Annotated in this window: 16 protein-coding genes and 1 other RNA gene; 7 read left to right on the top strand and 10 right to left on the bottom strand. The window is 42.1% G+C overall.

The window, feature by feature from the left end; translation table 11 throughout:
* Positions 1–167: 167 nt before the first annotated feature.
* Positions 168–513: RNase P RNA component class A (rnpB, locus tag OHT75_RS09800), an RNA gene on the bottom strand.
* 74 nt (positions 514–587) lie between these two features.
* The gene (rsmI, locus tag OHT75_RS09795; protein WP_264726294.1) at positions 588–1430 is read right to left on the bottom strand and encodes a 16S rRNA (cytidine(1402)-2'-O)-methyltransferase; all 843 of its coding nucleotides are present in this window, start codon (positions 1428–1430) and stop codon (positions 588–590) included.
* Positions 1431–1519: 89 nt separating this feature from the next.
* On the opposite strand from rsmI, the gene OHT75_RS09790 reads away from it, so the two are divergent.
* From OHT75_RS09790 to OHT75_RS09775, 4 genes are all read left to right on the top strand, one after another.
* Positions 1520–3346, top strand: a complete 1827-nt coding sequence (locus OHT75_RS09790; protein ID WP_264726293.1) for a penicillin-binding protein activator — start codon at positions 1520–1522, stop codon at positions 3344–3346.
* A complete protein-coding gene (locus tag OHT75_RS09785; RefSeq protein WP_264726292.1) occupies positions 3343–3669 on the top strand; it encodes a YraN family protein in 327 nt (108 codons plus the stop codon). Before OHT75_RS09790 ends, OHT75_RS09785 begins: the two co-directional genes overlap by 4 nt.
* 114 nt (positions 3670–3783) lie before the next feature.
* Entirely contained in the window at positions 3784–4377 is a 594-nt protein-coding gene (locus OHT75_RS09780) for a phosphoheptose isomerase (protein ID WP_188842316.1), read from the top strand.
* Positions 4374–4955, top strand: coding sequence for a BON domain-containing protein (locus OHT75_RS09775; RefSeq protein WP_264726291.1), 582 nt, complete (start codon positions 4374–4376; stop codon positions 4953–4955). Before OHT75_RS09780 ends, OHT75_RS09775 begins: the two co-directional genes overlap by 4 nt.
* 58 nt (positions 4956–5013) lie before the next feature.
* Here the strand turns inward: OHT75_RS09775 and OHT75_RS09770 are convergent, their stop codons facing one another.
* A complete protein-coding gene (locus tag OHT75_RS09770) occupies positions 5014–5919 on the bottom strand; it encodes a DMT family transporter (protein WP_264726290.1) in 906 nt (301 codons plus the stop codon).
* A 153-nt stretch (positions 5920–6072) separates the two neighbouring features.
* Between OHT75_RS09770 and OHT75_RS09765 the strand changes: the two genes are divergently transcribed.
* Entirely contained in the window at positions 6073–6975 is a 903-nt protein-coding gene (locus tag OHT75_RS09765) for a LysR substrate-binding domain-containing protein (RefSeq protein WP_264726289.1), read from the top strand.
* Between the two features lie 31 nt (positions 6976–7006).
* Here the strand turns inward: OHT75_RS09765 and trpS are convergent, their stop codons facing one another.
* Genes trpS through rpe form a run of 3 tightly spaced genes read right to left on the bottom strand, consistent with a single transcriptional unit; the run spans position 7007 to position 9430 of the window.
* Positions 7007–8005, bottom strand: coding sequence for a tryptophan--tRNA ligase (gene trpS, locus OHT75_RS09760; protein WP_264726288.1), 999 nt, complete (start codon positions 8003–8005; stop codon positions 7007–7009).
* A gap of 33 nt (positions 8006–8038) precedes the next feature.
* Positions 8039–8719 carry a phosphoglycolate phosphatase gene (locus OHT75_RS09755; RefSeq protein WP_264726287.1) on the bottom strand — a complete coding sequence of 227 codons (681 nt, stop codon included), beginning with the start codon at positions 8717–8719 and terminating at the stop codon, positions 8039–8041.
* A 42-nt stretch (positions 8720–8761) separates the two neighbouring features.
* Entirely contained in the window at positions 8762–9430 is a 669-nt protein-coding gene (rpe, locus tag OHT75_RS09750; protein ID WP_264726406.1) for a ribulose-phosphate 3-epimerase, read from the bottom strand.
* A 304-nt stretch (positions 9431–9734) separates the two neighbouring features.
* On the opposite strand from rpe, the gene OHT75_RS09745 reads away from it, so the two are divergent.
* Both OHT75_RS09745 and OHT75_RS09740 read left to right on the top strand, forming a co-directional pair.
* Positions 9735–10100 carry a hypothetical protein gene (locus OHT75_RS09745; protein ID WP_406682003.1) on the top strand — a complete coding sequence of 122 codons (366 nt, stop codon included), beginning with the start codon at positions 9735–9737 and terminating at the stop codon, positions 10098–10100.
* A 2-nt stretch (positions 10101–10102) separates the two neighbouring features.
* Positions 10103–10282, top strand: coding sequence for a DUF2970 domain-containing protein (locus OHT75_RS09740; protein ID WP_264726286.1), 180 nt, complete (start codon positions 10103–10105; stop codon positions 10280–10282).
* Between the two features lie 8 nt (positions 10283–10290).
* Here OHT75_RS09740 and OHT75_RS09735 read toward each other — a convergent pair whose 3' ends face one another.
* From OHT75_RS09735 to aroK, 4 genes are all read right to left on the bottom strand, one after another.
* Positions 10291–11133 carry a Dam family site-specific DNA-(adenine-N6)-methyltransferase gene (locus OHT75_RS09735; protein WP_264726285.1) on the bottom strand — a complete coding sequence of 281 codons (843 nt, stop codon included), beginning with the start codon at positions 11131–11133 and terminating at the stop codon, positions 10291–10293.
* Between the two features lie 61 nt (positions 11134–11194).
* Complete coding sequence (locus tag OHT75_RS09730) at positions 11195–12604, bottom strand: ATP-binding protein (protein ID WP_264726284.1); 1410 nt, start codon at positions 12602–12604, stop codon at positions 11195–11197.
* Between the two features lie 18 nt (positions 12605–12622).
* Positions 12623–13699, bottom strand: a complete 1077-nt coding sequence (gene aroB / locus OHT75_RS09725) for a 3-dehydroquinate synthase (RefSeq protein ID WP_264726283.1) — start codon at positions 13697–13699, stop codon at positions 12623–12625.
* Between the two features lie 8 nt (positions 13700–13707).
* Positions 13708–14223 (bottom strand): shikimate kinase AroK, encoded by a 516-nt coding sequence (aroK, locus tag OHT75_RS09720; protein WP_188842299.1) that lies wholly within the window; start codon positions 14221–14223, stop codon positions 13708–13710.
* Between the last annotated feature and the right edge of the window lie 139 nt (positions 14224–14362).

Genomic DNA, 14362 nt, shown 5'->3' with positions numbered 1-14362 from the left:
CCAGCCGAATAAGTAACAATAAAAAAACATTGTGATTTCAAAAATAGAATACAACATAGTAAGAGGCTGGCTAAACTGATACAGCTTACGCTTCAGTATATTCAAAGCGTGAGTGCAAAATAGAAACCAAAAGGCCTCACATCGCTGTGAGGCCTTTTGCTATAAAGAGGGTGAGTTGGCCGATAAGCCGGGTCCTGTCGTGGACAGTTATTCATCTAGGCCTGCAATCGCTCACAGGCTCAAGCGACCTACCCGGTCCCAACGCGAGCAGCGCCATAAGGGACCCTATTTGGTCTTGCTTCGGGTAGAGTTTACCTTGCTACGGACTATTACTAGCCGCACGGTGCGCTCTTACCGCACCCTTTCACCCTTACCAATCCGAAGATTGGCGGTCTTCTCTCTGTTGCACTTGTCGTCGGTTCACACCGCCCAGGCGTTACCTGGTACCCTGCTCTTTGAAGCCCGGACTTTCCTCCCCGTACTTGCGTACGCGGCAACTGTCTGGCCAACTCGGCGCGGATTATAGCGTAAGCGAATGCAACACACCATCTAAAATGTGACTTTACCGTAAACCGATGGTGTTTAGCCTACAGGCCGATTTCCAAACCATATTTGTAAAGTGCATTCTTTTTAATGCCGTGAATTTCACCCGCCAAGGCTGACGCTTTTTTCAGAGGAAGCTCTTGGCATAACAGCTTTAATGTATTGACCACTACCGCTGGAATGTCTGACTCGCTATCGGTTCTGTGACCATGGCACATCAACACGATTTCACCTTTTTGCTGATTCAAGTCATCTTTAACCTGTTGCAAAACATCTGCTGCAGGGCCAGATAAAAACGTTTCAAAGGTTTTGGTGACTTCACGGGCCATGACAATTTCACGGTCAGCCCCTAAAGTGGCAACAATCGATTCTAAGCTATGTACGATGCGATGCGGTGATTCATAAAAAATTAACGTTCTGGGATCTTCTTTTAAGGCTAACAATTTATCAATACGGCCTTTTTCTTTTGAAGGTAAAAAACCTTCAAATGAGAATCTATCTGAAGGTAAACCAGAGGCACTAAGCGCGGTAATGGCAGCACATGGCCCTGGTAAAGGCACCACACTAAACCCCGCTTCACGTACCTGTTTAACCAAATGATAGCCCGGATCTGAAATGAGTGGCGTGCCAGCATCAGATATCAGCGCAACGGATTCACCGTTAGTCAGTTTTTGAATTATCCATTGCGCTCTGTCACGTTCGTTATGGTCATGAAGTGCTGTTTTGCGGGTTTCTATACCAAAATGGCTTAACAACTTGCCGCTGTGGCGAGTGTCTTCACAGGCAATCAAGCTGACTTGATTTAGCACTTCAATTGCACGGCTACTGATATCCGCTAAATTGCCAATGGGTGTGGGCACAATATACAGTGCTGCGGCTTGATCCATAACTACCTCAATAAACTCTTTGTGCAAGACTTTCGCCCAGCGTAAGAGCAGGTTAAACTAAAGCCAATATCTTACCAGAGTGAAGCCCTGTGTTAAAAAGACTGATTTCAATTAAATTTCTATCGGCACTGACACTATCAACATTATTGATTGGTTGTGCGACGACTAAAACCACTGATCCCGACACCATTGTGAACACGTCTTTAGTGTCGGTTGAGCAACCGGCTAGCACTTATTTATCTGAGGCCAGCAAAAGCAGCCTGCCAGAAAAACGTGACCGCTACCTTTTACTCGCGGCACACGCATACATCAATGACGGTAATTATAGCGCTGCTAGCAACATACTTGCGTCAATGCAAAAAAGCATGGTGAAGGTACCGACCATTCAAGCTGAGCATATTTATTTGAATGCCCGCATTGCTGAAAAAGTACAAAATAAGCAAGCCGCGCTGAACCAATTGCAATATCCACCGCATTGGCAACTACCTCGCTGGCAGATGGCCACTTACCATCAATACAAGGCGCGTCTGTATAAGTCGCTGCAACAACCTATTGACCAAATTAGACAGCTCAGCTTATTAAGTAACTACTTGCCTAAAACCGAATCAACTCAGGTAAATGATGTTATTTGGCAGGTATTACAACCGCTTCAAGAAGAAACCATTCAAACCTTTATGCGTGAACCTGCTAACCCCGTTTTTTCAGGTTGGTTACAGTTAGCCTATATTGCTAAGCACTATGCCGTTGAACCGACTCAGTTAGTTCGCTATTTAGGGGAGTGGCAGCGTAATAACCCGCATCATCCAGGTGCGATGAAATTGCCTTCTGATTTAGAAAAAGCCCTAAACGCTAAACCGTTTAGACCGCAAAATATTGCGGTATTACTACCTTTAACTGGCCCCAGGGCTGCAGTTGCAGAACCGATTAAAATGGGCATTTTAGCCAGTTATATGGCTGAATTTGATAATGACGTGACAATTCACTTCATTGACAGCCAAATAGGCGTACAACCTGCTTACCAGCAAGCAACCGATATCGGCGCGGATTTTATCATTGGCCCATTGCTGCCAAATGAAGTGGAAGAGTTACAACGTGCTAATCAGGCAAAAGAACAACTGATCCCTCAACTGTATTTGAATCAGTTAGAGCAATTTGAACCGAAGAAAAACCAATTTTATTTTTCGTTATCGCCAGCTCAAGAAGCCAGTGATGCTGCCAGAAAAATGTTTTCAGATGGCATAAAGTTACCCCTACTGCTAACCAGTAATGATGCCATCGGTAAACGAATGGCAGAAAGCTTTAACCAAACATGGCTGTCTTTGACCGAGAATAACGCTGAGATCCATTATTTCGACCGTGGCGATCAGATGAAGTTAACCGTGCAAGAAGCCTTAGGCGTTAAAGATAGCCAAGTTAGAATTGCGCGTATGAAAGAAATATTAGGCAGTAAACTGGAGGCGGACTTTCGTTCTCGCCAAGACATTGATGCCATTTATATGATCTCAGCATCGCAGGACTTATCATTACTCAAAGCGTTTTTAGACGTAAACTTCAGTGTCTTTGCAGAACCCGTGGCACTTTACACCTCTAGCCGCGGCCGCTTAGAAAAAGAGTCCAACCAATCTGCACAAGAGTTAAATAAGGTCATGATTAGCGATATTCCTTGGTTAATGCAGGCCAGCAATGAAACTCGGATGGTTGAATCATTATGGGGTACTTGGAATAACAGCCAAAAACGCTTATATGTGATGGGCTATGATGCACTTGAATTAGTCAATCGCTTAGCACAAATGCAGGCATTTCCTGGATATCAGCTTAATGGCCGCAGCGGTGCATTATCAGTACAGCCGAACGGTTTGATTGATCGCCAGTTAACCTGGGGCAAATATCAGCAAGGTCAATTAACGCCATTATGATAGATGGCAAACTTGCCGAACAACAGGCGCGTGAGTATTTGCAGCAACAAGGTCTTACCTTTGTTGCTGCCAATGTGCGTTATAAGTTCGGCGAGATTGACCTCATCATGCAAGACCAACACACATTAGTGTTCATTGAAGTGAAATATCGTCAGTCACAAGCTTTTGGCGGCGCGATAAACGCACTTGGTGCCAAACAGATCCACCGTATCCGCCGCTGTGCTGAAGCTTATTTGCAACAAGCAGGCATTCATCCTCCCTGCCGATTTGACGTTATTGCCAATAATAACGCACAAATAACTTGGATTAAGGGATGTTTTTAAGCTTCCATAGTTACCACAGCATTGATTTATGGCATTATATCAACACACACATGACGGCCATGACATCCTATCTACATACCGTCAGTAAAAATTCTATATCGTAAGGATTGTTGCATGTTAGAACGTATTAAAGACAGTTTCACTGAGTCGATTCAAACTAAGATTGATGCGGCGGAAGCATTACCTGAGTCAATCGAAAAAGCTGCTGAAATGATGGTGCAATGTCTACTTGGCGGTAACAAAATTCTTTCGTGTGGTAATGGTGGCAGCGCTGGTGATGCACAGCACTTTTCTGCTGAGCTGTTAAATCGCTATGAAATCGAGCGCCCACCACTTCCTGCCATTGCATTAAGCTGTGACACTTCAACCATCACGGCGATTGCTAATGACTATAGCTATGACGAAATCTTTTCAAAACAGATTTTAGCATTAGGCCAACCTGGCGATATTTTATTAGCCATTTCAACCAGTGGTAACTCTGGTAACGTGATTAAAGCAATGGAAGCGGCACTTAGCCGTGACATGACGATTGTGGCGTTAACCGGTAAAGACGGCGGCGCGATGGCGGGCTTAATGAGCGCAGGTGATGTTGAAATTCGCGTACCATCAAACGTTACAGCCCGTATTCAAGAAGTACACTTACTGGTGATTCATTGCTTATGCGACAACATTGATCGCACCTTATTCCCACAGGATGAGCAGGCATGATAAAGCTTGTAGCCATCATTTCAGCACTTGCGTTACTTCAAGGTTGTGCTGGAGCGGTAATGGTTGGCGCCGTTGGTGGCGCTAAAATGGCCAATGATGAGCGTAGTATGTCTACTCAAATAAGCGATACTAACGCTGATTTTGAAATCACCAGTGCGCTGTCAAAACATGAAGACATTAGCAACCAGACTAATATCACTGGTGTGGTAATGAATAGTAATGTGTTAATGATCGGCCAAGCTCCTAACTCTATGCTGCGCGATAAAGCCATCAAAGCAGTTCAAGAGTTAAACATTGGTGGCAAAATTCATAATCAAATACGCATTGGTAATCCAACTTCATTTACCACCCGCAGTAATGACACTTGGGTCACAACCAAAGTAAAAGGGCGGATGCTAAACGAAAAAAATTTAGACATCACCCGTGTCAAAGTGATTACTGAAAATGGTGAAGTATTTTTACTTGGCTTAATTGAACGCAGTCAAGCCGAGCTCGCTGTGGATATTGCCCGTAATACTGCAGGTGTCCGTAAGGTCATTAAAGTATTTGAGTATGTTGAGCCTAAAGAAGAAGATTAATCATCGCGTATACAGCGCGTAGTGTTATTAAAGCCTCTATTTTAGAGGCTTTTGTTTTTTATTGCCCGCTAATGATGGGATGTGCTTTTTTAACTAATGCCAATTTATGACTTTGCAATTTGCGCCATTGATATGCGATATAAGGCAACACTAACGAAGGCAGAATAATCAACCCCGCCCCGACCCAGCTTAATCCATCTAGCCATTCATCAAACCATAACCAGCCAAAGAAAACACAAAAAAGTAGTCCGGTATATTCGGCAATTGCAATATCACTCGCTTGTGTTTTTCGATAAGCAAAAAAGCAAAACCACTGATATATCAGCAAAAAGATATTGCTCATTAAAGCAACTAATATAATGTCGACAGATATTGTCATTTCACCCAAAAACACCACCATCAAACACACTAGCGGCAAACTGAATAAATTATAAAACATGAGCGTTAATAATGGGTTTTCAGCAGATGGCAACTTTTTCAATGTTAGCTGACTCATCGCGAAGGTCAGAGCGCTCACCAGCACTAACACAGCAAACCAATTGATTTGCGTTGGTCTTAAGAGGATGACAATGCCCATAAACCCTAAAAAGACCGCAACCCACTGCAAAGGAGTCACTTTTTCTTTAAGTAATAACGCTCCCAATACCATAATCATTATCGGCCCAGAGAAGAACAAGGCTCCTGCTGTGGCGAGGGGTAAAGACATCAAACCAATAATAAAACACAGGCCACCCACAGCACCTATATTGGCGCGAAAAAGGTGCATTTTATAATGGGTTGTTTGTGGGCGACCGCTATATAGCCATAACGGTAATATCATCAACACCGACATGACTTGCCTGATCAATAAAAAGCTGGCGGCATCTGCATTCGATGGTAACCATTTAACTGACACATCATAAAGGGCACTAAAAACATTGCCCATAATCAATAATCCGATACCTAACAAGACTGATGGCTGCATATTCTGCTCACTACGATTGAATAAGGCGCCATCATAGCGGTCACATAACATGAATAATAATGATGTTTTTTTTCAATGCATGAGATAAATTAATAGTTAACCTCAGCTGCAACGAAGCAAGGCTAACCATCCACTCAAAAGGCCCACTCAGTTATGCGAAAACTGCCTCCATTAAGAAGCTTACATGTATTTGAAGCTGCTGCGAGACACCTCAATTTTTCGCTTGCTGCAACAGAGCTATGTGTCACCCAAAGTGCGGTATCGCATCAGGTAAAACAGCTTGAAAACTACTTTGCTGAAACACTGTTTCATCGTTCGGATAAGCAATTCCAGTTAACTGAAAAAGGCCAAATCCTATTTGATGAACTTGAGCACATTTTTAATCAATTAAATGATGTCAGTTTGCGGATCACCGGAGAGCAAAATCAACATTTACAAATGGCTGTGTTTAGTTCATTTGCGATCAAATGGCTTATTCCCCGCTTAGGTGACTTTAAACGCCAATATCCTCAATACAATATTCGCCTTAATATGATTACCGATGAGCCAATGCTAAGCGATTCTGTTGCTGACATGTTTATCTGCGGTCGGCATGAGCAAACTGGATTTTGGCAAATGACGCTTCATAATGAGCGGTTAATTCCGGTTTGTAGCCCTGAGTTACTTCAGCAACAGGGGGCGTTAAACGCCAATTGGTTTGAAAAACAATCATTGCTGGCGGTCGATGAACCTGGCTTGGGTCTTGATTGGGATTTTTGGGGGCTGCACAATCAATGGCATTTTAATCGAGCTCAGCAAAGGCATGTTTTTAGTCACGTATTACTGGCTATCGAAGCGGCTAATGCCGGACAAGGTATTGCATTAGCATCTGACTTTATGGTCGAGTCGGATATAAGATCCGGTCGTTTAGTGGCACTTGATTTACCTCCAGTATTTACAGATTTTAGGTTTAATTTTTTGTGTAAACACCGAAAAAAGACCCAACCCGGCATTGCCGCGTTTATTGAATGGCTGCTGCAGCAAACTAAAGAAGATAAAAAAACCAGTATCGATTGATACTGGTTTTTAAGCTAAAAATATTAAGTTTTTAAACAATCATACCAATCTTTTTATAAACTAAATCAATAGTTTCTTGTGCGCGAGCTTTGGCTTTGTCCGCACCTTGCTTCATCACTTGTTCAAGATAAGCTTCATCCGCCCGATACTGCTTAAAACGCTCCTGTAACGGCTCAAGCATAGCGACAACCGCTTCGCCTGTCGCCACTTTCAAATGACCATACATTTTGCCTTCAAACTCAACTTCTAAGCTAGCAATAGATTTACCGGTCGCACCAGACATTAAGCTTAATAAATTAGACACGCCTGGCTTGTTATCAAAGTCAAAACGAACCACTGGCGGCTCGTCGCTGTCAGTCATGGCTTTTTTCACTTTCTTAAGAATAGCTTTAGGCTCTTCTAACAAACCAATCACGTTATTGCGGTTGTCATCAGACTTGGACATTTTCTTCAACGGGTCTTGTAATGACATGACTTTAGCGCCGTGTTCTGGAATAAATGCCTGAGGCACGGTAAAGGTATCACCATAAGCATTATTAAAACGTGTGGCAATGTCACGGGTCAGCTCAAGATGCTGCATTTGGTCTTGACCAACGGGAACTGATTGCGCTTGATATAACAAAATATCAGCCGCCATTAAAACAGGGTAACCAAATAATCCCACGTTAATATTATTAGCGTGCTTTTGTGATTTGTCTTTAAACTGAGTCATCCGATTCAGCTCACCCATTTGGGTATAACAGTTTAATGCCCAGCTTAATTGAGTGTGTTGCGGTACATGTGATTGCACAAACACAGTGCTTTTATCTGGGTCAACACCACAGGCTAAATACAGCGCGAGGGTATCAAGACACGCTTCACGCAGTTTTGCTGGGTCTTGACGAACAGTAATAGCATGCAAATCAACCACACAGTATATACAGTCATGCGTGTCTTGCATTGCCACCCACTGGCGTAGCGCGCCCATATAATTACCTATGGTTAACTCGCCTGATGGCTGTGCTCCGCTGAAAACAATGGGTTTAGTCATGGGTTTTGTTGCTCCAATTACTGTATTTTAAAATTATTTAGAAAGTAAAAACTGACCAATTTGGCCAAAGTCATCACACACTTCATTCGGTTGACTTAAACCAATAGGCTCACCATAGTTATAGCCGTAGGTTAAGCCGATAACTGCTACATTGGCAGATTTAGCCGCTAAGATATCATTCTTAGAGTCGCCTATCATCAATAACTGTTGCGGTGCAATTTGCCATTGCTGTAAAAGATGATTTAACGGCAAAGGATCTGGTTTCATTTTGGTCAATGAATCACCGCCAAGAACATGATCAAATAAATCCGATAAGCCAAAGGCTTCTAATAACGGAATGGTAAAACGGTAAGGTTTATTGGTGACCACCGCTAATCGATAACCTGCCTGCTTTAAAGCCGTTAAGGTCGATAAAACATTAGGATATAAACAGCTATGTTTTTCCAGAAACAAACCATAGTGATGCATAAATTTAGGCATAGTTTCTGTTAATAGCGTTTCATCAACCTCACTTCCCCGAGCAAAACTCAGCGCTCGACGCATGAGCATTTTAGCGCCATTGCCAACCCAGCCTCTTACCTGATCTTCACTTGCTTGCGGTAAATCCAACTCAAGTAAGGTTGCATTGGTTGCGGCAGCTAAATCGGGCACACTGTCAACTAAAGTGCCATCTAAATCAAAAGCGATGGCACGTATTTGATCAAAATTTGTCATGGGCTGGCTACTATCTACTACTAATGAGGTTAACGTTATAGATTATACTTTTGCTAACTCACTGCGCATCTCATCGATCACAGTTTTATAATCAGGTTGATTAAAAATGGCCGATCCCGCAACAAACATGTCAGCACCTGCTGCAGCGATTTCTGCAATATTATCAACCTTTACACCACCGTCGACTTCAAGACGAATATTGTAACCACTCGCGTCAATACGCTCACGTACTAAACGCAATTTATCCAAGGTTGAAGGAATAAACGATTGACCACCAAACCCTGGGTTGACTGACATCAATAAAATGACATCTAATTTATCCATGACGTGATCTAAATAATGCAATGGTGTTGCAGGATTAAAGACCAAGCCTGCTTTACAACCAGATTCTTTAATTAATTGTAGTGTACGATCAACATGCTCAGACGCTTCTGGGTGAAAAGTAATAATCGATGCGCCCGCTTTAGCAAAATCGGGAATAATTCTATCTACCGGTTTGACCATTAAATGCACATCAATATCGGCAGTGATCCCATAATTACGTAGCGCCGTACAAACCATTGGGCCGATAGTGAGATTAGGCACGTAATGATTGTCCATTACGTCAAAATGAACGACATCGGCACCGGCATCGAGTACAGCTTTAACATCGTCACCTAAGCGGGCAAAGTCAGCAGATAAAATTGATGGAGCAATTAAATAAGGTTGCATCATGGTCTCGCAGCAAAATGGATGTGGCAGTAGTTTACCCTTTGAAACAGCTCGGCTCTAGTCAAACCATGAAAAAATGCCCAAGGGCATATCAGAAGTTTGATTTTGAAAATAAATGAGCTTTAGGTGTTCATAAACTATACTATTTTGATATAATCGAGAAAGTTTTATATCTTGTTTAGTCAAATCAGCACATTTATTTTGCATAACAATGGCTAACATATTGTTATATCAAATGTTGATGAAGATAAAGCGAAAAGTATTCACTCAGATACTGACGTTATTAATGGAAAGGATCCCCTATATGGAACTGCGTCCAAATCGTTTATTGTCATACTTTAGCACTCAGCCATTGAAAGCGATCATGGCCACTGTGACAACATCATCTTTGATTGTGTTAACCAGCTTTTCATTTTCATCGGCCACTGAGACATCATCAACTAAAGCCTGTGTCTGTGATGCAAACGTCAATTACAATAGCAGCTTACCTAGCAGTCATCCAAATAACCGCTGTGCAGTTCAAGAACACGATGTCAGTTGGAAAAATTGGATAACAGGTAACAGTCGCTCAAGTCAATTTCACTTTATTGATTTAATTGAACTGCTTTATGGGCACAAAGATAAGCCGATTACAGATATGCCGACCTCTAAAAACGCTGAGCAGATTTAAACTTGTCTTTCTGGCGGGTATTGAGTAGCACGATAGCGGCATTTTTGGGTGTGCAAACAGAAAAGAATCGCCAACGAGATTTTAACACCACATCACCCGTTCCTTTCATCCTAATGGGGATAATGCTAACAATTGTCATGGTGCTAACACTTGTGGCCATTGTCAATCACGTGCTGAGTTAGCCCTAATTTCAATAAACTTCATCATCAAAATAATGGTGATCGTATAACGCCATAATTTCATCGACTTTATTTCGCGATGAACCTTTTTGACTGATATTGCGTTGAACCGCTATCGTGGCTAACTTCGCCCCTCGATACAATTCTCGCGTCAGTGGAATATCGTGATTACTGATCAACACAGGAATATTGCGCTTATGGGCGGTATGACGTGAATGGCGCGCTAATAATGCTTGATCATCGAGACTAAAACCCGGTCCGGCATAAGTGGTAAAGCTTGCTGTTGTCGATAAAGGTGCATAAGGTGGATCGCAATAAATCACATCACCTTCTTTGGCTAACCCGAATGCCCCTTCATACCCTATACAATTAAACGTTGCCTTTTGGGCTTTTTCTGAAAAATAACGAATTTCAGCTTCAGGGAAATACGGTTTTTTGTATGAACCAAAAGGAACATTAAACCCCCCTTTACGGTTATAACGGCACAAGCCATTAAAACCAAACCGATTTAAATATAAGAAGTATACTGAGCGTGTAAACGGATCGCGGCTTAAGTTAAAGTCATCTCTAATGCGGTAATAAGCTTCTTTGTTATTCATCTCACTGACAAACAAGGCTTTAGCTGCACTAATATAGTCATCAGGTCGTTGCTGCACAATCTGATAGAGGTTAATTAAATCCTGATTAATATCACACAACAAGTATTCGTCATAATCTGTATTCAAAAAAACTGAGCCAGCACCAACAAAAGGTTCAACGAGTCGCTGCCCCTTAGGTAAATGTTTAGACAACTCTTCAACGAGTTTAAACTTTCCACCCGCCCATTTTAGAAAGGCTCTATGTTTTTTTGTCATAAAGTGAGCTACTTGCTGCCAAAATTAAGGCTGATGATTGTACTCTGTTTACAGACGTTTATCATCGATTTTCCTGTTCAATCCTGTATTCACTCAAATCGCTCCATTTTCTTAGCCATGGCTCGTTCATCCCAAGTTCTGCTTGTAGTCTTTTTGACTGTTCTTGAGCTTCTGTAATCGAGGGGAATTGGCCAAACAAAATAACATAACGATTCTTGTAACGGGCAATATAAACATTGTTTTCATTAACCAATTTACTGGTAACTGAAGCCAATGATTGCTTATCAACCACACTTACCAATTGCAAAGTATACCCTCGGGGCTTATCAGCTTTTGTCTCTTTTATCTGCATACCATCCGCGGCACTCATTGACTCAGTACTTTTGGCTATTACTGCTGATTGAGAATTTATCGTAACTGCGTTGTTGAGTTTAGACTCGTTAGATACTGCAACATGTTTATTTATTGGCTGGGATTGCTTAATCTTACTGTTATTCTCGGCCGTCAGAGCGTGTTGTTCTAAAGCAGGTGTAGTCACTGGATCTGAGGCCCGTTCTAACAGAAAAAAACGCTCCTGCGATTTTGGCAAAGGCTTAACGAATAATTTACCGTATTGAGCTAAAAATACATTAGCTTGATCCCTTTGTTGCTGTTGCGTTGCTGTTAGCTGTTGATTTAGCCTTAACTCACTACGAGGTTTCAATAATGGGCTATTGAGAAAAACATAAACGGCAATGCCAAATATAAGCATGCTGAGAGCGACAATAGCAACTTTGACCGTCTTCGCGCTAATTTTTGCCGCATATTCAGGCTCAGAAATAGCACGATTCAACAGTTCAACAACCTCTTCAGGTGTACCTGTTTGTTTTTCGAGTTGCTGATGAATAATATTGCGCGCAATAAATGGGGTACAGCCACTGCGCAGAAGTAGGCTTTGATATAAACCATCTCTCTCTGCTATCGGTAACGGCTCGATGGAAATTGGCAATAACATTTGCTGCATATCTTGAGACAACTCAGCCATAACCTTAGCTAAGTATTGTGAATCTATCGCCATTGTCACGGCAATATTGCTACCCGCGCAGCGCATTTGTGATAATAAAATACATTCGGCCCACAAAGACTTAGGCAATAAATGTGCATCATCAATAATAATATGTAGCGGCTTAGTCAGGGTTGATTGGATACGCATCACTGTATCCATAAGAGGTATTTCATCATCAAATATGGGCGATGAAATTAATTGAACCAAAATTTTTCGACGTATTTCAGCTGCATCAGCATGCAAAGGACACAAGACTAAAGCGGAATTGTGATCATCTAACGCGCTTGCAAGCGCGATACTCAGAGTCGACTTACCGGAACCCCTTTGGCCACATAACAACAACAGCTGCCCACTGTAACTCGCAGTGTGCTGTAAACGCTGTACAAGTTCTTCTTGAGTTGGAAGTAGTAATAATGCTGAAGTCAAAGATCCACCACACGTCCTTTATGCGCGGCTGATCACCTGTTCAAGTAAATCTTCACTGACATCACTGAACACGTCTGCCTGACCTAAAGCGGTAGGTAAAATCAATCGAATTTTACCCGCCAATACTTTTTTGTCGCGCCGCATATGCTTGATAAAGCTATCAAAATCCATTGAGCTAGGTGCTTCAATAGGTAAATCAAAAGCTACTAATAAATCGCTAATTCGACAAACAATTGACTCATCAATCAAATTTAATTTATGTGCTGTTTTTGCAGCAAGAATTGTGCCTACGGCAACCGCATCACCATGTAACCATGCGCCATAGCCCATTTCCGCTTCAATTGCATGACCAAATGTATGACCTAGGTTGAGAAGTGCACGCACTCCGCGCTCTGTTTCATCTTGATTAACTACATCAGCTTTTATCTGACAACATTTAGCAATTGTGTAGGCTAATGCTTGAGTATCAAGTGCTTTTAATTGCTCGACATTTTGCTCTAACCAAACAAAAAACTCGCTGTCCCAAATAATGCCATATTTGATAACTTCCGCCATGCCAGCAGCAAATTCATTTGCAGGTAATGTTTTTAAACATTCAGTATCAATAATCACACTTTGGGGCTGATAAAATGCCCCAATCATGTTTTTGCCCAATGGGTGATTGACTGCCGTTTTGCCACCTACAGATGAGTCGACTTGAGATAACAATGTCGTTGGCACTTGTACAAAATCTACACCACGCTGGTAACAAGCAGCTGCAAAACCGGTCATATCACCGATCACACCACCACCGAGTGCAACTAACACTGAGTCTCTGGCGAAATTGTGTTCCAATAACGCTGAAAAAATGACATCTAAATATTCAAGAGTCTTATATTTTTCACCATCAGGGAGGATAACTTTTTTAATTGACGCACAAGACACCATTGCCTTTTCCAATGTAGCTAAGTACAAAGGGGCAATAGTGTCATTGCTAACTATGAGTACATTCTTGTTTGCAAGGAAGCGATTAAATATATCGCTTTCATGCATCAAATTCTGGCCTATATAAATGGAGTAACTTCTATCACCTAAATCAACCTGAATTTGTTGCATTGTTTTACCTAAAAACCGAGTTGCTCAATTATTTGATTTGCGACAATTTTCGCACTTTGTTCGTCTGTTTTAACGATGACATCGGCAATCTCTTCGTACAAAGGATTACGCGATTCTGCTAAGTTCTCAAGAACTTCGCGTGGGTCATCAACTTGCAGTAATGGACGACGTTTATCACGTTGCGTACGGGCAACTTGCTTGTCGATAGTCGTCTCTAAATACACCACGATGCCGCGAGCAGAAAGATAGTTGCGAATATCTTTACTCTGAACTGAACCGCCGCCTGTTGCGAGTACAATGCCCTGCCTTTCTGAAAGATCGGCAATAACTTGTGCTTCACGACGACGGAAACCTTCTTCACCTTCAACATCGAACACCCAAGCGATATCAGCGCCTGTTCTTTGCTCGATCTCATGATCAGAATCGTGGAATTCTAAATGCAGCATTTGAGCCAAATGACGGCCAATTGTGCTTTTACCTGCGCCCATAGGGCCTACTAGAAAAATATTACGTTTTTCAGCCATTTCGTATACGTCTGAATCTTATATGAAAGAATGCCTGATCGACTAAAGAGACAGCCGACCGCTTAAAATGTTACCTTGCTCTATTGAGACTTGACGAAGGATTATCTCAGTTTAGGGCCATTGCTGGCAAGTGATGCAG

The sequence above is a fragment of the Shewanella subflava genome, assembly GCF_025971955.1.
In the GTDB taxonomy this organism is placed as follows: Bacteria; Pseudomonadota; Gammaproteobacteria; order Enterobacterales; family Shewanellaceae; genus Shewanella; species Shewanella subflava.
Note: the sequence above shows the minus strand (reverse complement) of the source record. Positions and strands in the feature narration are given on the sequence as shown.